The sequence below is a fragment of the Pseudoalteromonas shioyasakiensis genome, assembly GCF_019134595.1.
Classification (GTDB): Bacteria; Pseudomonadota; Gammaproteobacteria; order Enterobacterales; family Alteromonadaceae; genus Pseudoalteromonas; species Pseudoalteromonas shioyasakiensis_A.
The window spans coordinates 3,190,206-3,207,875 of record NZ_CP077770.1 but is presented as its reverse complement, the minus strand read 5'-3'; the positions used below and the strand labels follow the sequence as shown (position 1 = coordinate 3,207,875).

The window sequence follows — 17,670 nt, the reverse complement described above, 5'->3', positions numbered from 1 at the left end:
ATTTTACTGAGTAGTAATAATGTATTGGACTCGAGTTACCCATGAAACTTAATGACGTGCAGATGTTTGTTAATCCTATTTATCGGTTAATAGAAATTACACCTATCCCTGTCATTGTTTCCTCGCCTAGCGGTAAACTCGAATATGCAAACCCGGCACTAAAACAACTATTAGGTTACGAAGGCGATGAAGTGTACGCAGATGATGTTGTTATAACTCATGCTGATGACAGAGAGTTAAATAAAATTATTCGTGCCAAGCTTAACCAGTTTCCTGAGCAGCCCCTACAAATCGAAAAGCGTTACATGCATAAGTTGGGTCATGCTATTTATTGTCAGCTGAATATTGTTGCTGAGATGGATAATGACGGTAATGTTGTGCGTTATATTTCGCAAATTATTGACTTAACAACAGTCAATAAAGAGGCGGCCGCGGATATTTTGCTGACCTATTTGGTTGATAAATCGAATGATGCCATCTTTGTTGCAAACCCTCAGTTTGGTCAAATCCTTAATTGTAATCAATTTGCTTATAGGTGCTTAGGTTATGAAAAGGAGGAGCTTTTAAAACTAACCATTCCAGACATTAACCCTGACTACGATACCAAGGCTAAATGGCAAGAAAGGGTGGTGCGTATAAAAGCTCAAGAAACCACTATTTTTGAGTCGAGCTTAAAACAAAAAGATGGTCAGGTTTTTCCTACAGAAGTGAGTGTTTGTCATATCGACCACCAAGGGAAAAGCTATCTTCTTGCGATTGTCCGTGACATTTCAGCTCGAAAAAATAAAGAGCAGGCTTTGATTGAGCTTGCTAACCTTGACCCGCTTACTCAATTACCGAACCGTCGTTATCTAGAGCAATTATTAAATGATATATTTAGTGAAAATGGTGATGTGGCTGAGGGAATGGGCTTTATTTATATCGACTTAGATGAGTTTAAACAAATCAACGATCAGCATGGTCATGCACTAGGCGATGAAGTTTTGGTATGGGTTGCAAAGCAACTTAAAGCTGCCGTCAGAAGTACCGATTATGTGATAAGAATGGGGGGAGATGAGTTTTTAGTGGCTATTTCAGGCGTAACTAACACGACGATTCTGAATCGCTTGGCACATAAAATAGCGGATCAATTTTCAGCCCCTTTTAGTTGTAAAGGTAAGTCAATTGAAGTCACAGCAAGTATCGGTGTGACAGCGCATTTTCTCGGCGATGGTGTGTATGCAGCAAACCAGCTAATTGAAGAAGCGGATGCGGCTATGTACCAAGCTAAAAAGCAACCCGGAACAACCATCATTCATTTCAGCTAATGGTTTTAACGCCTTAAGTTGCTCTGAAACTTGAAACTTGAAACTTTCTCCTCAAGCAGCCACTTCAACACAATTACGGCCGTTACTTTTCGCTTTATACAATGCTTTGTCGGCAATGGTGAGGGTTTCTTTCACGGTTGTTGAAGCATGAGCTACGCTGTGTACACCAATACTCACGGTAAATTGCACGGTTTGCACCTCATCAATGGTGATGTAGGTTTCTTGGGCTTTTTGGCGAATTCGCTCGGCAACTTGCTTGGCATCAAGTAGGTTACAATTGAGTAGTAACACAAACTCTTCGCCGCCGTAACGGCAGGCTATATCAGCAAGGCCTTGCTCTGAGGTGAGTATGTTGGCAAATGCGATAATGACTTTATCGCCAACATCGTGACCATATGTGTCGTTGATGTTTTTGAAGTGGTCGAGATCAGCAATTAGGAGGGTTAACTCTTGCTGATTACTTGCCATCGCAGCAATCAATTCCTCACTTTTTCTGTCAAAGTAACGGCGGTTGTAAAGGCCTGTCATAGGATCTGTATCGACCAAGCGATTGAGCTCAGTTTGCTGTGCTTTAATTTTTTCGAGGCTCTTAATTCGATAAGAAAGAATAAACGCCATCATTAACGCTTCGAGCAAAATACCTATGCCTACACCGTGGCTATTAATCACGTTTGCGTCGCTGATCCCCTTGTAATAAAGCACCGCCAGCATATTAAAAATAACGAACATAGAGTGGCCGAGCAAAAAGTATTTTGCCAGTGTGTTACCTTTGCGCCACAGCGAAATAGATACTCCAAATGTCACCGTCATCATTAAAGCTGCTAAGCTGCTGGCAGGTTTTAATGCCCCCACAATATCGAACAAGCTATAGATAAAGTCAGCAACCAGTAGGAACAAAATAATCGACAGCGCGATATGCTCTTTAGGGTAATGCTTTTTGGTTTCGAAAATGAGCATGACAAAAATAACTAAAAAGCTTGGCATGCTCAGTAAGTTAGAATTGAGCTGTAGTAGCTCGGCACTAAAAATACCAAAGAAGTTAGCAGCAACACCATAAGATAGCGCCACCCACACCGTGCCAGAGATAAGATACAGCGCGTAAACAATGTTCTCGATTTTACGTGCCGATAAATACAAGAAGAAGTTATAAATCATTAGCGCTAACATCATCCCGACAAGTAGCGCAATGTAATTACCATTCCCGACAAGGGCTCGCTTTGAATGCTCTTCATCAAAAATAGCTAATGCAAACCACTGATGTGAAAAGGTCACGCTTTTTACGTAAATTGTTTTTTGTTGGTTGGGGGCAATATAAAACGAAAACACGGCACTGCCACCAAACATATTGGCTTTAGGGCCTGTTTTATCAAGTTGTATAACCGATTGGTTTATCAGTTGTGCTGATTGCGTTTCGTAAAAGCTGACTTCTTCTAAATGATAGGCATCTGGGTTATGCACAAATAAGCGTAGGGTATCGCTGTAGCTATTTTTTATAACTATTTTTGACCACGTCGTTTTAGCGTTAGTGCCCAAAGTAAGCTCGTTTTGACTGTTGGTAAAATTTTGCTGCTGAACTTGCGAAAGAGCCATGGCACCAGTGCTATCAATAAAATAGCTCATAGCAAATTGAGTGAGGTCAACGCTACGTTGTTCGATATTAACAATCGGGGAGTTATCTGCACGGCTTTGGGTCGTCATGCTTAGGCATAATGAGTAGATAACAAAAAGCAGTAAAAAACGCGCAATCATCCCTAATGCCTGTGTCCAAATAAATATAATAATAAAGTTTTATTTTTAACGTAAACCGCTGCCTTGTCGAGTAAATTATCAACGAAAATAAAAAAAGCCGCTAATTTAGCGGCTTTGTTGGTTGCGAAAATAAGAATTAACGTAGGTCGAAACGATCTAGCGTCATTACTTTAGTCCATGCTGCTACGAAGTCATCAACGAACTTTTGTTTAGCATCGTCAGAGGCATACACTTCAGCAATTGAACGTAGCTCTGAGTTTGAACCGAAGATTAAATCTACTGGTGTTGCTGTCCACTTAAGTTTGCCTGACTGACGGTCACGGCCTTCGTAAACACCTTCTTCAGAAGACTTAGACCACTTCGTTGACATATCTAATAGGTTAACGAAGAAATCGTTGCTTAATGTGCCAGGCTTTTTCGTGAATACACCGTGTTTAGTTTGGTCAGTATTCGCGTTAAGGGCACGCATACCACCTAGTAATGCAGTCATTTCTGGTACTGATAAGCTTAGTAAATCAGCACGTTCAACTAACATTTCAGCCGGTGATTTCCATGCTGAGCTGTAGTAGTTACGGAACGCATCTGCCGTTGGCTCAAGTACTTCGAATGATTCAACGTCAGTCATTTCTAATGACGCGTCCATACGACCTGGCTTGAACGGTACTGCGATAGAGAAACCTGCGTCGCTTGCTGCTTTTTCGATTGCAGCCGCACCACCAAGAACAATCATATCTGCTAGTGAAATTTCTTTACCGCCAGATGCTTTTTTGTTGAACTTAGTTTGGATTTTCTCAAGTTTGCTAAGTACTTTAGCTACTTCTTTCGGGTTGTTTACCGGCCAATCTTTTTGCGGAGCAAAGCGAATACGTGCACCGTTTGCACCACCACGCATATCTGTGTCGCGGTAGCTTGCTGCTGATGCCCAAGCAACACGCACTAGTTCAGATACAGATAAACCTGAATCTAAGATGCTAGCTTTAAGTGACGCGATATCTTTGCTATCAACTAGTTTGTGGTCAACCGCAGGGATGTAGTCTTGCCAAATTAATACTTCTTCTGGCACTAAGTCACCTAGGTAACGAGCACGTGGGCCCATATCGCGGTGGTTTAGTTTGAACCATGCTTTAGCAAATGCCAGTTCGAACTCTTTCGGGTCGTTTAAGAAACGCTGTGAGATCTTACGGAACTCAGGATCTGCTTTTAACGCGATATCAGTTGTGAACATGATAGGTGCATGACGCTTACCTTTAATATGCGCATCTGGCACTAGGTTAGACGCTTGACCATTTTCTGGGATCCACTGAGTCGCACCTGCAGGGCTCTTAGTTTTAACCCACTCAAAGCTGAATAAGTTTTGTAGGTAGTTGATTGACCAACGTGTTGGTGTCACTGTCCATGCACCTTCAAGACCTGAAGTGATGGTATCTTCAGAGTGACCTTTACCACATTTGTTTTTCCAACCTAAACCTTGCTCTTCAATACCTGCAGCTGCTGGCTCTTTGTCTAAACACGTCGCTTTTTTCGCGCCGTGTGCTTTACCAAAGCTGTGACCACCGGCGATTAGCGCAACGATTTCTTCATCGTTCATTGCCATGCGGCCGAATGATAAACGAATGTCTTCTGCTGCTAGAAGTGGATCAGGGTTGCCGTGAGGGCCTTCTGGGTTTACATAGATTAAGCCCATCTCTACTGCCGCTAATGGGCCTTTAAGTTTACCTTTTTTGTCACGACGTTCGTCAGTTAACATTTTGCCTTCAGGGCCCCAGTATACGTAATCTGGCTCCCAATCGTCTTCACGACCACCGGCATAACCGAAGGTTTTGAAGCCCATTGATTCAAGTGCAACGTTACCTGTTAACGCCATTAAGTCAGCCCAAGAAATGCTGCGACCGTATTTTTGTTTTATAGGCCAAAGTAAACGACGCGCCTTATCAAGGTTCGCGTTATCAGGCCAGCTGTTTAATGGGTCGAAACGTTGTTGACCACCGCCTGCGCCACCACGGCCATCAAAAGTACGGTACGTACCTGATGCGTGCCACGCCATACGGATGAAGAACGGACCATAGTGACCGTAGTCAGCAGGCCACCAATCTTGAGAATCAGTCAATACTTTCTCAATATCAGCTTTCACTGTGTTTAGGTCTAACTTTAAGAATTCTTTTTTGTAATCAAAGTAAGGACCCATAGGATCAGACTCTGCGCCATGGGCACGAAGTTGGCTAAGATCTAATTGCTCTGGCCACCAGAATTGGTTTGATTTGATGTCGTTTGTAGCTTGTACGCCTGTTGCCACCAACAGTGATACCGCAACAGCTACTTTAGACAAAGCTGACGTTGATTTCTTAAACATTGTGTAGTCTCCAGTTAGAAGTTGGATGAAATATAGATTTGTTCTGGTTAACTTTCCACTTACAAACTGGGGTTTAAATCGATTGATAAAATCGAAAAAATAGATGGTTTGATTGATTTTATAGAATAAAGCCAGCAAAAATGCTGGCTCTGGAGGAGGTGTGCAGTCAGCTTAAATTCAGCTTATTGCTTATTCTTCAATAAAGGGTGCGCCGTTTTTGATCCACTCAGCGGCTGGTTTGCCTTTTAAGTAGTGATCAAAATATTCCATCATGCGTACTGAGAAATCCACTTGGTTAGGGAATTTCTTCAGGTGATGTGGTTCACCTTCGTATTGTAAGAAGGTGGCATCTTTACCCGCACGGCGAAGCGCTAGGTAGTATTGAACACCTTCGTGCCATGGCACAGCATCATCTTTGTCGCCAAACATAATCAGAATTGGGGTGTTCACCTTATCTGCGAAGAACACTGGTGAATTTTCGATGTATAGCTCTGGCGCTTCGAATAACGTTTTACCAATGCGGCTTTGACCTGTTTCGTATTGGAACTGACGCGCAAGGCCTGATTTTAAGCGAATACCACTATAAGCACTGGTCATATTAGATACTGGCGCACCCGATACAACCGCCTTAAACATATCTGTTTGAGTGATCATAAAGGCGCTTTGGTAGCCTGCCCATGAGTGACCTTGTAAACCAATTTTATCTGGATCAGCAATGCCTAAATCAATTAACTTTTGAGTGGCGTTGATCATCGTTTGGGTTGACGATTTACCCGGATGGCCAATTTCAAAACGGATATCAGGTAAGAAAATCGCATAACCATTTGAGGTAAACATTGGGAAGTTAGGGCGATGATTTAACTCCATTTTCGGGAAGTCATACATGCGTTGGCTCATATAGCGGTAGAAGTACACAACCACCGGAACCTTATCGCCTTTTTTGTAGCCCGCAGGTTTGATTAATACGCCTTGTAAGTCTTCACCATCAAACCCTTTATAGCTAATAAGCTCAGGTTTTTCACCCCATGCAAAGTTGCTAATTTGTGGGTTTAGATTGGTAACACGCTGTGGCTTTTTGAAGCTGAAATCAGTTTGATAGTAATCAGGGAATTGCTGATATGTTTGCGCAGTAAATAGGTATTTGTCGGCATTTTTTGCCTTTTTCACCACATCATAGCGCTTTTTACCCGAAAGTACTTTGCTTACTTTATTGCTTGTTAAATCAAGCTTAGCAATTTCAGTTTGCTTATCTTGCAGGTTGGTTGCGCTTAGTAATAATGTTTCGTCTTTGGCAAAGCCCACTTGGTCTTTATCAAGTTTAATAACACGATATTGGGTATTGGTTTCTTTACCTTGGGTTAGGCGCGTTGCTTTTTGTGTTGCGACATCAAAAGCCCAAATATCAAATTTACTGTAAACCAGTACTTGGCTGCTATCGTTTAACCAGCCAGCAAAACCATAACCCGGCTGAGGTGATGGGTAGTCATGTTTATCATCAGCAAAAATAGCTTTAATTGCTTTAGATAAGCTCGAAACCTTGTTGTTACCTAAATCTTTGAGCTGTACTTGGCTGTCTTGGAAAAATGCCGCAAATTGACCATTTGGCGCAAGGCTTGGTCTAAACGGATAGTCGCTGACAATAGCGGTTTGTTTACCGGTTTTAACATCAACGCTGAAGTAATCTGCGTAAAAACCGCCATACATAACACGTTCTAGGTAAGGTCGGTCTGAATAGCCTAATAGCGCTTCGCGATGAGTATTAAGTGAAACCTCAGGCATATTCGGCGTGCTTAACTGCACAACTTGCTGACCATTTACATGATATACCGCTTGGTAGTGACGAAGCTTATTCGCTTTGTTCCATTGCTGCTCTTCGCGTGGCTTAATTTCAGCGTCTTTGTTGTGCCAAACGTTAAGGCCTTTTTGGTCGCGAATGGTATCGAAATCATATAAAGAAGCTTCATCTTTGTATTCTTTTGCGGCAACTTTTGCAGCGAGTTTAGGGTGGTTTTCAAAGTATAAACGAGCACCATCTTCAGACCATTTTAGCGATGCTGTTTTGCCAATAGTCCAACTGCTATCTGCAGAGTGAATGGTTGAAAGCGCCCCGTTTTGTAAAAGCTGTAAGCTGTGATCACGACGGCGTGTATCATCATTCACATAATTACCAATTAACAGCGCTGCGGTATTGCTGTTTGGCTGCCAAGCAATTTTGTTTGCCACAACGCCCGGCTCATCAATCAGTACACTCGTTGCAAAGTCATTATTAAGCGCAACTAATACAACTTGGTTGTCGGCACCATTACTGTAGCTTTGGCTTGCTAATAACTGCTCTCCGGTGCTGCTAATCGCATAGCTGAATACATTATTTACGGTGTGAGTGGTTTTGTTTTGAAGGTTAACAAGCACTAAATCAAAGCTTTTGTCTTTTTTGTCTGGCTTGATTTCGCTGCTGTTTTCGTCTTTTTCTTGGTCGTCTTTTTTATCTGCTTTCTTATCGAGTCGGTAAGCAAGCCATACACCATCATCCGATAACGCGTAGTCTTTTACATCGTTAAACGTTTGTTGCTCACCATTTTTAGTACTCACTAAAACAAGGTTGTTTTTTAGCTCATCTTTTTTCTTGGTGGTTTCTTTTTCAAGTAAGCTTGGTACCTGAGTAAAAGCCACCCAGTTTGCTGCTTTATTAATAGTTGGGCGAGTACCGCGCACAACGCTAGTTAGCAAGGTGTTGCTGTTTAATGTATAAACCAAACCTTGTGCATTACCGCGATACGGGTCGGCACTAAAGCTAAGAATTTGGCCATCTTCAGAAAGTTGGGTGCCTTTTGCATATTTAAAATCAAACACGTCTTTAAATTGCAGAGCTTCTTTTGCACTAACTTGTGCACTACCAAGGCTTGTCACCAAGGCTAAGCTCAAAAGTGATAATTGCGCTTTCATTTATCTTTCTCGTTGTTTTTAAATTGATGCACCCAGTGTAGCGTTTTTAATAAACAATTCGAGTAGATACGATAAGTGGCGTGTTTGGGGAGGTGGAAGGGGAAAGTTAGCGAGATTAAAGCTTGTAGGCGTGAAATTTATTTCACGCGAAAAAATTGCACAAAGAGAAGTGAATGAGAAAAGAATGAGGAAAGTTAGAAAGCAGCCTGCTAACTTTGCTCTTTCCCCTAGAAGCTCGCTAACTGTTTGGAATTCAATCTGATAGCTGACGGCTGAAGGCTGACAGCTCCAACTTTACTCTTCCCTTAGCAACTCACTACAACCAAATCTTCTGTAGCTCTGGCCATTGTTTTTCAAATTGTGCACTTGGTTTTGCTTTAAAGTCGCTGCGCACGAATTGATTCATCTTACCTTCTACATAGGCGAGTAAGAAGTTGGCTAGGGTGCTTTCGTCTGACTGGAATGCTTTACCTTCGCGAAGTTTGCGTTCGCGTAGCACTTGCTTGAACTGAGTTTCTAGCTTTTCAAATAAGCCTTGTACACGTTCACGTAAACGCTCTTGTTCACCTTGTAAGGCATCACCAGTCAAAATGCGGGTAATGCCCGGGTTTTTCTCGGCAAAAGCTAACAATAACAGCAAAATATTGTATACACGTGTTTGGCTTTCTTTCTCATTTTCTAAAATGAGGTTAATGCGTGATAACAGGGTATCTTCAATAAACTCGATTAGGCCCTCAAACATCCGTGCTTTACTCGGAAAATGGCGATATAACGCAGCTTCAGACACACCTACCTCAGCCGCGAGCTTTGCGGTGGTGATACGTTGACCTGGGCTGGTTTCTAACATTTGTGCGAGTGCTTGCAGAATCTGCTCTTTGCGATTACTTCTTTTTGTCGCAGGCATGACCATTCCTTTCTTATAATTTATTACTTGCGCTGTTGGGAGTCAGACAAGCCATTTTTTGTGCAAATGAGTGGCTTATGTTAATGTTTTATTCAGTTTCTTTCCAGCATTTTTACAAACGCTTGGCAAGCTCAGTCATTACGCTCATGGCTAAATCTTTTTTACTTCCCATTGCTAAATCTAGCTGCTCATTGTGCCAGAAGAGTGTTAAAGCATTATGATCAGAATTAAAGCCAAGGCCTTCTTTTGATACGTCATTTGCGCAGATCATATCGAGGTTTTTATTCTTTAATTTACCTTGTGCATAGCTTGCAACATCTTGAGTTTCTGCCGCAAAGCCAACGGTATAAGGGCGGTTTTCGCTAAGCGCAGCGACGTTAGCGATAACATCTGGGTTCTTAACTAAAGTAAGGGTTAGTTCATCGCCTTGCTTTTTCATCTTTTGCTCATGAATTGCTTCTGCACGGTAATCGGCTACTGCTGCACAGCCTATAAAGGCATCTGATTGCACGGCTAGCTCCATTGAGGCAGTGAGTAATTGTTCTGCACTTTCAATAGTAGTAAGCAGGGCATTAGCAGGTGCTTTAATTGTCACGGGGCCGGAAATTAGGTTGACCTTTGCACCTAAAGCAAGTGCAGCCTCGGCAAGGGCATAACCCATTTTGCCAGAGCTGTGGTTAGAGATATAACGAACAGGGTCGAGGGCTTCTCGGGTTGGTCCTGCTGTAATAGTAATGGTTTTGCCGGCAAGTAATGGCTCAACTTCAGGTTGTGTACAAAGTGCGACTAACTCATGAGGCTCTAACATGCGTCCTGCGCCTACATCACCACAGGCTTGCTCGCCTTTACCAGGGCCCCAAATAGCCACGCCGCGTTCGCGAAGTGTGGCAATATTTGCTTGTGTAGCAGGGTGGGCATACATTTGTTGGTTCATGGCTGGTGCTACAGCCACTTTTGCAGGGGTGGCTAATAGAAGTGTTGTTAGTAAATCATCGGCAATACCCATTGCCATTTTCGCTAAAATATTACTGGTTGCAGGGGCAACTAAAATAAGGTCGGCCCATTTGGCAAATTCGATATGACCCATCGCGGCTTCTGCTGCTGGGTCGAGTAATGAATCAGAAACAATCTCACCGCTTACCGCTTGCATAGTTAAAGGAGTAATAAAGTGTTTGGCTGAGTCGGTCATGACGACTTTTACTTCACAGCCTTGATCTTTTAAACGGCGAACAAGTTCTGCGCATTTATAGGCTGCAATACCACCACTCATACCTAGCAGGATTTTTTTATTTACTGATTTTTTCATTACGTGAAATTTAACCTTTGTCGATATGGGCTAACGATAGCAAATCTTTACCTATAGCATGAAGTTTTCTTTTATACAGACAGGAAAAAACTAAATTTTATAGTACAGTTTAATAAGTGGAATAGTTGTTTTAAGGATGAAGCAATGCCATTAACCGATCTACCTTTATCAGCAAGGCCGCGGGAGAAGTTACTTGCCCAGGGCGCCAAAGCACTCTCAGATGCAGAGCTATTAGCAATATTTTTACGCACAGGCGTGCCGGGCATGAATGCTATTGAGCTTGCAGAGCATTTACTCAGTATAAATAGTACATTGCAAAACTTGTTTAACGCGAGCGAACAAGAATTCTGCGCACAAAAGGGCTTAGGGGCGGCTAAGTATGTTCAGTTGCAAGCGGTACTTGAATTAAGCCGGCGCTATATGCTTGAGCAATGTAAACGCGAGGCATTATTTAATTCGCCGCAAGCCGTGTATGACTATTTAACTATTCAGCTGCGAGGCTTACAGCAAGAAGTATTTATGGTGCTGTACTTAGATAGTCAAAACCAGCTAATTAAAGACGAAGTGCTTTTTTACGGCACTATAAATGCAGCTTCTGTGTACCCACGCGAAGTTGTTAAAGCAGCACTGCGTAATAATGCGGCGGCACTCATACTTGCTCATAACCACCCAAGTGGGGTTGCTGAACCTAGTCAGGCCGATAAATTAATCACTACAAAATTACAGCAAGCCTTAGCCTTAATTGACATAAATGTGCTGGATCACATCATAGTGGGAGGTGAAAACTGTGTTTCGTTTGCTGAAAGAGGGCTTATATAGAGCTAAGTGTATAAGAGAGTGTGTTAAAAATGAGCAGTTTAGGGCGATTTTAGAAATTAGTTTAATTTAAATGCAGTTTTTACTTTCCCTAAGGGCATTCGATCTTTATAATTAGCCGCTATCAAATTTACACATGAGCTGATTGGATAAGATCTGTTACTTGATCTTTGCCTGTATAAGCTGTATAAAGAGCGCCCTTCGATTTATCCCGGGGCACAAATACTGGCCTAAGGGAAAATTAAGCTCGAGCGAAGTTATTGGAGATATATAGACATGTCTAAAGTATGTCAAGTTACAGGTAAGCGTCCAGCGGTTGGTAACCACCGTTCACACGCGAGAAACGCGACTAAACGTCGTTTCCTACCTAACCTACAAACTCACCGTTTTTGGGTTGAAAGTGAAAAACGTTTTGTAACACTACGCACTACTACTAAAGGTATGCGTATTATCGATAAAAAAGGCATCGACGCGGTTCTTACAGAAATCCGTGCTCGTGGCGAAAAAGTTTAAGGAACTGAATCATGCGCGATAAGATCCGTTTAGTTTCAACTGCTGGTACTGGTTTTTTCTACACTACCGACAAGAACAAGCGTAACATGCCTGAAAAAATGGAAATCAAAAAATACGATCCTAAAGCTCGTAAACACGTGATTTTCAAAGAAGCTAAAATCAAGTAATTTTAGTTTTCAGAATCTCAAAAACCCAGCCTCGGCTGGGTTTTTTGTTTTTAGCGCTTAGAAAATCTTATTAGAGCACAATTATCTAGCTTGGCTTGCTGTTTTATCTTGCTTAATTATCAATCTAAGCGTAAAATGCGCGCTCATTTCGGCTTATTAAATTTAATTCCTTGCCTTAAACCGACTGGCCGAAACGGTAGAAGGCTCTATTAACCGTAAGGAATATCCATGCGTCATTACGAAATCGTATTCATGGTTCACCCTGATCAGAGTGAGCAAGTAGCTGGTATGATCGAACGTTATACTGGTTCTATCACTGAAGCTGGTGGTACTATCCACCGTCTTGAAGACTGGGGCCGTCGTCAATTGGCTTACCCAATCGACAAGCTTCACAAAGCTCATTATGTTCTTATGAACGTTGAAGCACCTACTGAAGTAATCAGCGAGCTAGAAACTACTTTCCGCTACAACGATGCAGTGCTTCGTAACTTAGTTATGCGTACTAAAGACGCTGTAACTGAAGCATCTCCTCTTGCGAAAGAAGAGAAGAAAGAAGCACCAGCTGCTTAATCGTTTTGAGTTCAAGCATGGCGCTTGCAGTTGAGACAAAAAGATGAGCCAACCGCTTAATCCTTATATGAATCAGCTGACACTATCTGGGGTTGTATGTAAAACCCCAAAATATAGTCAAAGCCCTGCTGGTATACCGCATTGTATTTTTGTTCTTGAACATAAATCGATGCAAGTTGAAGCAGACCTTAACCGTAATAGTTATGTCAGGCTTCAAGTTGTTGCCAGCGGCACGCCATTGCAACAACAGACTCAACAATTGCACGTTGGGCACCAAGTGCAGGTGACGGGGTTTTTAAACCGTCACGAAGGTCGAAACGGCTTAAGCCAATTGGTCTTGCATGCTCAACATATAGAAAGAATTTTTTGAGGAATTTTACTCATGGCACGTTATTTCAGACGTCGTAAGTTCTGCCGCTTTAAAGCGGAAGGCGTACAACAAATCGATTATAAAGATCTAGCTACTCTTAGAAACTATGTTACAGAAAGTGGCAAAATCGTACCTAGCCGTATCACAGGTACTAGCGCTAAATATCAGCGTCAGCTAGCAACTGCTATCAAGCGTGCTCGCTACTTAGCCCTTCTTCCATACACTGACTTACATAAGTAAGCAGCGGATTAACAGTTTTTAAAAGGTGTAGAGACATGCAAGTTATTCTACTAGACAAGATCGCAAACCTAGGTGGCCTAGGTGACCAGGTTGTAGTTAAATCTGGCTTCGCACGTAACTTCCTTTTCCCACAAGGTAAGGCAGTTCCTGCAACTAAAGCTAACATCGAAACTTTCGAAGCACGTCGTGCTGATTTAGAAGCTAAGATCGCTGAAGATCTAGCTGCTGCTCAAGCTCGCGCTGACAAGTTAGAAGCATTAGCTGAAGTTACACTAGTTTCTAAAGCTGGTGACGAAGGCAAGTTATTCGGTTCTATCGGTACTCGCGACATCGCTGAAGCTATTTCAGCTGTTGGCGTTGAAGTTGCTAAATCAGAAGTTCGTTTACCTCTAGGTACTATCCGTGAGACTGGCGAATTTGACGTAGCAATCGCAGTACACTCAGACGTATCGGCTACTATCAAAGTAATCGTTATCGCTGAAGCTTAATAGCAATATTAAGTAAAAAAGGCCGCACTTAGGTGCGGCTTTTTTGTGCCTGAAATTTATAAATTGTAGCATTTTGTACCGCTATTGCTTCTTCTATGATCATTCAATAGCATTGCTTTCTACATTTTAAACACATAAATACCAATCCTATAATCTTACCTATTTTACAAACATGCATTCTTTTTTCTTAATTTTATTTTTCTTATTAGTATAATCGAATGAGTAAAAGTAAATTGGTTAAAATTGACACTGACAACGCTGTCATTTATATTGTGCTGGTTAAAAAGTATTAAGGGGTTGAGGTTGAAAAGTGCATTAGTACCACATGGAATGGGTAAACAAACAGGCTTTACATTAGTAGAAATTCTTATCGTGATCGCTATTTTGGGGATTCTGTATAGCGTAGCACTTCCTGCTTACACTGAGCACATGCAACGTAGTCGCCGTGCTGACATTCAACAAGAGTTACTGCAATACAGCGCCAGCCTTGAACGTATTTATTCACGAAATGGCGGCTATCCCAATGCATTTGCAACTCAAAATACTGACTATTACACCTTTACCTACACAGCAACAGATAAAGTATCAGGTGCTGTAAGCGATTTTAAAAATCGTGGCTACAGTTTAAAAGCCGCTCCTAAATCGGGTTCGGCGCAAGCAAGTGATCGCTGTGGTGACTTAACCGTTAAACATGATGGTAGTTATAGCGCTTCATTTAGTGATTGCTGGGAGTAACACAATTGCGTCGAATTGCAGGGTTTACCTTAATTGAGTTAATGGTTGTGCTGAGTGTTATTGGCATTATGGCAGCCCTTGCTTTTCCGTCTTTTAGTCAGCAAATTTTGCAAGATCGCGTGGTAACAACTGCAAATCAATTAAATAGCGCCTATAAATTTGCACGTAGTGAAGCGGTCAAACGCGACAAACCTATTAACCTAGTTGTCAGTAATAATAGTTGGCAAGTGACCTTCAACGAGGGCGGGGTAGACACGGTTTTAAAAGAATTTTCGGTCACAAAAAGCGGTGTTACCGTCAACTTAGTCGCATTGGCCATTACTGCCAGTGGCGAAGTTGATAAACAAGCTGAAATTCTAGTTAAAGATGAGCATACAAATACCACAGATTACGTGATGTGTGTGCTTAAAAGTGGCCAAAACTGGTTAGTAGAAAATTCACAGCGAGGATGTGCATGAATAAGCAGGCAGGCTTTTCATTATTAGAAGTGATGATTTCAGTGGTGATTGCTGGCATTGCATTACTGGGGTTGGCGGCAGCGCAGCTGAAATCGCTGCAATATGCAACCAATAGCTTTAATTACACCGTGTCACTTATTCAAGGGCAAAATACCATTGAGCGTTTGTGGCCGCGTATTTGTGAAATTCAAAAAACCAATACCACACTTTTTCAAGACGCGACATTTAGAGCTTCGCTCGCGCCACAAGTCAGTGATTATCAGCTGACGATCCCAGCTACTTACAGTGATGATATGCAAGTGAATGTGGCTTGGGTCGATAAGCGCATGACAGACAATGCAGAAAATCAAATTAGTCTAAATGCCAGTTTCCCTGATTTAACGGCGGTGTGCTCATGAATAAACGCGTTCAGGGTTTTACCTTAGTAGAATTGATGGTGGCATTGGCAGCTGGCGCGTTTTTATTAGCGGGAGTAAGCTTGTCTTACTCAGCGATTAAAAGCACGATTGAAGTGAGTAAAGAGCTTGAAAACGCGCAAGAAGTAATTCGCTATACCAGTAAAGTATTCAACCGCAGCATAAAGCAAACACAACTAACACCGATCATCAGTGCAGATAAAAGCACGATTACTATTACTCAGCCTAGCGGGGTCATTGCCTGTGATGGCTCTGCGACAACTGCGCAGGTGGTTGAAGTATATAGCTTAAATGGTGGCAACTTAATGTGTTCACTCGATGGTGCTGCCTCAGAGCGATTACTGACAGGTATCGAAACTTTGTCATTTGATATCACCGGGGAGCTTGTAACCGTTACTGTAAAGCCAAATGATTTACCTGCTCAATTTGGCAATGGCATTAATATTGATATTGCCTTAACCAATGCAATATTAGTCAAAGCATACGGAGCTGGCAGTGTATAACAAGCAAAATGGTTTCACCCTAATTACAGTGTTGATCTTAACCAGTATGGCCAGCATTGTGGTGCTTAGTTCGCTGCGTGAAAACATTGTTCAAGAGCGCTTAAGTGGTAACTTTCAAAAGAAATTAAACAGCCGCTTATTGGCAGAAAAAGGTGTGTTTGAACAAGCTAAGTTATTGCAACAAACCTTGAATGACGAAGGTGTATTAGCGGTTGAAGATTTGATCAGTAAAACCAGTAACGCATCGGGCTCTGGTGTTATCGCTGATGATGCCATTTTTAATGCCAGTTTAAGTCAAAATGCTGCCGGTGAGCTTGAAATTGCAAGCTTAGGGCAACGATTTGATGGTGACGCACAAAGTAACTTAGTCGCCCGTTTTGCAGTACAAGGCGCGAAAGGCAGCTCTATTTTCACTAATGCGATGGTGGGCTGTAAAGGGGTTAACTTGTCGGGTAGTGGCAGTATCGATAGTTACGATTCGAGCAAAGGCACCTATGAAGAAACCAAATCTAATGATGGTGATGTTTCAACGATTACTGGTGATTCAGATGTGGTGCTATCGGGCCATTCACCGATAAAAGGCGATGTAAAAGCAACCGGGGTTATCTACTTAAATGGTTCATCACCAATTATTGGTAATATCCATTCAAATACCGGCGTTTATATTTCTCCTGGCAGTGGTTTACGTGTTGACGGTAATGTCTATACCCGAGGTTATTATACCCATCGCGGCGGAACTGTTTCGGGGGTTGTGCGAGCGAATGGTGATGCAAAAATGCAGTGGTCAACATTCATCACTAATAGCCAAGACGAAGCGTTGGATATTATGTATGGCGGCTCAGGCGATTTTAAAGACACCTACAATAATCAACAAGATGGTGTGCACTACAGTGATAGCAAGTTTAACGTAAACCCGAATGTTGAGCCTATAACCGTTGCTGACCCAACCGCGCCCGATTATGACCCTACAAATCCAGACACCAGCTGCGACCCGTTAATTTTGCCAGAGAAAATGACAGACATCACAGACCAAGTGAGCAGTTATAGTTCTGTTTCGATTGGTCCTACGCAACAATTTAAACTTAATACTGAAAGGGGCTTTTTTAGTAGCGGTGGTAGCCAAGTTATTTTGCCAAGCCTTGCCGATGTTTTCTTGTTTAACTCTAAAGCGCAAAACCAAGCTAATGGCAGTAACAGTAAAGAGTATATCTTTGCACTTGATAGGCTCAAAATGACCAGTGACGGCAAAATGGAAGTTTCTGGTGGTGATGTTATTTTACTGATTGATGGCGACTTTTCGATGGAAGGGGATACCAGTTTAACAATCAAAAAAGACAGCAGCTTAACAGTGTTATTAACCGGAAAAGTAAATATTGGTGCAGGAGCAAAAGTCATTACTGAGCAGGAAGGATTAACCACCAGTGGCCATCCGTCGTTATCATTTTATTCATCATTTAATGGTGTAAATGGTGTGCAATTTAGTGGTGCTGCGAATTTATATGCGGCTATTTATGCACCTTTGACAACAGTGAAGCTATCGGGCAGTGGCGAGCTGTTTGGTAGTGTACGTGGCTCAACAATTACTGCATCAGGGGGCAGTGGTGCTCACTATGATGCAGGTTTATTACAAGTACAAAATGGTGGCTCGCCTGCTTCTTCGGCACGCATCGTATTTTTAGGTTGGAGCTACAAAACCACAGAAACAACTGAAGAAGAAAGCGAAGCATCACCTGGAGAATAACGCAAAGCCCCAAATAAAATTGTGTAAGCTCAATTATTTGTAGCTTACACAAAAAAATTTAATTTCATTTAAACCTTTTGAATCCCTCCTTACG

At 42.1% G+C, this 17,670-nt stretch carries 18 protein-coding genes; 13 read left to right on the top strand and 5 right to left on the bottom strand.

Going from position 1 to position 17,670, the window contains the following annotated elements; all coding sequences use genetic code 11:
- The first annotated feature begins 41 nt into the window (after positions 1-41).
- Positions 42-1,307: a sensor domain-containing protein gene (locus KQP93_RS14910; RefSeq protein WP_217875031.1), complete on the top strand. Its 1,266-nt coding sequence runs from the start codon at positions 42-44 to the stop codon at positions 1,305-1,307.
- Positions 1,308-1,358: 51 nt separating this feature from the next.
- On the opposite strand, the gene KQP93_RS14905 is transcribed toward KQP93_RS14910, so the two are convergent.
- From KQP93_RS14905 to coaBC, 5 genes are all read right to left on the bottom strand, one after another.
- On the bottom strand, positions 1,359-3,056 hold the full coding sequence (locus KQP93_RS14905) for a diguanylate cyclase (protein WP_217875030.1): 1,698 nt from the start codon (positions 3,054-3,056) through the stop codon (positions 1,359-1,361).
- A 136-nt stretch (positions 3,057-3,192) separates the two neighbouring features.
- Positions 3,193-5,406 (bottom strand): catalase/peroxidase HPI, encoded by a 2,214-nt coding sequence (gene katG / locus KQP93_RS14900; RefSeq protein WP_217875029.1) that lies wholly within the window; start codon positions 5,404-5,406, stop codon positions 3,193-3,195.
- 189 nt (positions 5,407-5,595) lie between these two features.
- Positions 5,596-8,349 (bottom strand): alpha/beta hydrolase family protein, encoded by a 2,754-nt coding sequence (locus KQP93_RS14895; RefSeq protein ID WP_217875028.1) that lies wholly within the window; start codon positions 8,347-8,349, stop codon positions 5,596-5,598.
- 316 nt (positions 8,350-8,665) lie between these two features.
- Entirely contained in the window at positions 8,666-9,253 is a 588-nt protein-coding gene (gene slmA, locus KQP93_RS14890) for a nucleoid occlusion factor SlmA (protein WP_054554189.1), read from the bottom strand.
- A gap of 112 nt (positions 9,254-9,365) precedes the next feature.
- Positions 9,366-10,559, bottom strand: a complete 1,194-nt coding sequence (coaBC, locus tag KQP93_RS14885; RefSeq protein ID WP_217875027.1) for a bifunctional phosphopantothenoylcysteine decarboxylase/phosphopantothenate--cysteine ligase CoaBC — start codon at positions 10,557-10,559, stop codon at positions 9,366-9,368.
- 144 nt (positions 10,560-10,703) lie between these two features.
- Between coaBC and radC the strand changes: the two genes are divergently transcribed.
- The 12 genes from radC (at position 10,704) to KQP93_RS14825 (ending at position 17,576) form a co-directional block, all read left to right on the top strand.
- Complete coding sequence (gene radC, locus KQP93_RS14880) at positions 10,704-11,378, top strand: RadC family protein (protein ID WP_217875026.1); 675 nt, start codon at positions 10,704-10,706, stop codon at positions 11,376-11,378.
- Between the two features lie 273 nt (positions 11,379-11,651).
- Entirely contained in the window at positions 11,652-11,888 is a 237-nt protein-coding gene (rpmB, locus tag KQP93_RS14875) for a 50S ribosomal protein L28 (RefSeq protein WP_036973115.1), read from the top strand.
- 11 nt (positions 11,889-11,899) lie between these two features.
- Complete coding sequence (gene rpmG, locus KQP93_RS14870) at positions 11,900-12,055, top strand: 50S ribosomal protein L33 (RefSeq protein ID WP_022946036.1); 156 nt, start codon at positions 11,900-11,902, stop codon at positions 12,053-12,055.
- Positions 12,056-12,283: 228 nt separating this feature from the next.
- Complete coding sequence (gene rpsF, locus KQP93_RS14865) at positions 12,284-12,625, top strand: 30S ribosomal protein S6 (protein WP_135926189.1); 342 nt, start codon at positions 12,284-12,286, stop codon at positions 12,623-12,625.
- Between the two features lie 67 nt (positions 12,626-12,692).
- Positions 12,693-12,995: a primosomal replication protein N gene (gene priB / locus KQP93_RS14860; RefSeq protein ID WP_135926322.1), complete on the top strand. Its 303-nt coding sequence runs from the start codon at positions 12,693-12,695 to the stop codon at positions 12,993-12,995.
- 12 nt (positions 12,996-13,007) lie between these two features.
- The gene (gene rpsR / locus KQP93_RS14855) at positions 13,008-13,235 is read left to right on the top strand and encodes a 30S ribosomal protein S18 (RefSeq protein ID WP_002962753.1); all 228 of its coding nucleotides are present in this window, start codon (positions 13,008-13,010) and stop codon (positions 13,233-13,235) included.
- Positions 13,236-13,270: 35 nt separating this feature from the next.
- A complete protein-coding gene (gene rplI / locus KQP93_RS14850; RefSeq protein ID WP_054554192.1) occupies positions 13,271-13,723 on the top strand; it encodes a 50S ribosomal protein L9 in 453 nt (150 codons plus the stop codon).
- A gap of 303 nt (positions 13,724-14,026) precedes the next feature.
- The gene (locus KQP93_RS14845) at positions 14,027-14,458 is read left to right on the top strand and encodes a type IV pilin protein (protein ID WP_308200367.1); all 432 of its coding nucleotides are present in this window, start codon (positions 14,027-14,029) and stop codon (positions 14,456-14,458) included.
- 5 nt (positions 14,459-14,463) lie between these two features.
- A complete protein-coding gene (locus KQP93_RS14840; protein WP_217875025.1) occupies positions 14,464-14,916 on the top strand; it encodes a GspH/FimT family pseudopilin in 453 nt (150 codons plus the stop codon).
- Positions 14,913-15,314 carry a type IV pilus modification PilV family protein gene (locus KQP93_RS14835; protein WP_217875024.1) on the top strand — a complete coding sequence of 134 codons (402 nt, stop codon included), beginning with the start codon at positions 14,913-14,915 and terminating at the stop codon, positions 15,312-15,314. Before KQP93_RS14840 ends, KQP93_RS14835 begins: the two co-directional genes overlap by 4 nt.
- On the top strand, positions 15,311-15,835 hold the full coding sequence (locus KQP93_RS14830) for a prepilin-type N-terminal cleavage/methylation domain-containing protein (protein WP_217875023.1): 525 nt from the start codon (positions 15,311-15,313) through the stop codon (positions 15,833-15,835). Before KQP93_RS14835 ends, KQP93_RS14830 begins: the two co-directional genes overlap by 4 nt.
- Positions 15,828-17,576 (top strand): DUF7305 domain-containing protein, encoded by a 1,749-nt coding sequence (locus KQP93_RS14825; protein ID WP_254907683.1) that lies wholly within the window; start codon positions 15,828-15,830, stop codon positions 17,574-17,576. The genes KQP93_RS14830 and KQP93_RS14825 overlap by 8 nt, the downstream gene beginning before the upstream one ends.
- Positions 17,577-17,670 lie beyond the last annotated feature (94 nt).

What these genes read in the sequence shown, in the direction of transcription:
- radC (WP_217875026.1), top strand. Translation starts at nt 10,704, where the DNA reads ATGCCATTAACCGATCTACCTTTATCAGCAAGGCCGCGGGAGAAGTTA.
- rpmG (WP_022946036.1), top strand. Translation starts at nt 11,900, where the DNA reads ATGCGCGATAAGATCCGTTTAGTTTCAACTGCTGGTACTGGTTTTTTC.
- KQP93_RS14830 (WP_217875023.1), top strand. Translation starts at nt 15,311, where the DNA reads ATGAATAAACGCGTTCAGGGTTTTACCTTAGTAGAATTGATGGTGGCA.
- KQP93_RS14835 (WP_217875024.1), top strand. Translation starts at nt 14,913, where the DNA reads ATGAATAAGCAGGCAGGCTTTTCATTATTAGAAGTGATGATTTCAGTG.
- rplI (WP_054554192.1), top strand. Translation starts at nt 13,271, where the DNA reads ATGCAAGTTATTCTACTAGACAAGATCGCAAACCTAGGTGGCCTAGGT.
- rpmB (WP_036973115.1), top strand. Translation starts at nt 11,652, where the DNA reads ATGTCTAAAGTATGTCAAGTTACAGGTAAGCGTCCAGCGGTTGGTAAC.
- slmA (WP_054554189.1), bottom strand. Translation starts at nt 9,253, where the DNA reads ATGCCTGCGACAAAAAGAAGTAATCGCAAAGAGCAGATTCTGCAAGCA.
- rpsR (WP_002962753.1), top strand. Translation starts at nt 13,008, where the DNA reads ATGGCACGTTATTTCAGACGTCGTAAGTTCTGCCGCTTTAAAGCGGAA.
- KQP93_RS14895 (WP_217875028.1), bottom strand. Translation starts at nt 8,349, where the DNA reads ATGAAAGCGCAATTATCACTTTTGAGCTTAGCCTTGGTGACAAGCCTT.
- katG (WP_217875029.1), bottom strand. Translation starts at nt 5,406, where the DNA reads ATGTTTAAGAAATCAACGTCAGCTTTGTCTAAAGTAGCTGTTGCGGTA.
- KQP93_RS14910 (WP_217875031.1), top strand. Translation starts at nt 42, where the DNA reads ATGAAACTTAATGACGTGCAGATGTTTGTTAATCCTATTTATCGGTTA.
- rpsF (WP_135926189.1), top strand. Translation starts at nt 12,284, where the DNA reads ATGCGTCATTACGAAATCGTATTCATGGTTCACCCTGATCAGAGTGAG.
- coaBC (WP_217875027.1), bottom strand. Translation starts at nt 10,559, where the DNA reads ATGAAAAAATCAGTAAATAAAAAAATCCTGCTAGGTATGAGTGGTGGT.
- KQP93_RS14905 (WP_217875030.1), bottom strand. Translation starts at nt 3,056, where the DNA reads ATGATTGCGCGTTTTTTACTGCTTTTTGTTATCTACTCATTATGCCTA.
- priB (WP_135926322.1), top strand. Translation starts at nt 12,693, where the DNA reads ATGAATCAGCTGACACTATCTGGGGTTGTATGTAAAACCCCAAAATAT.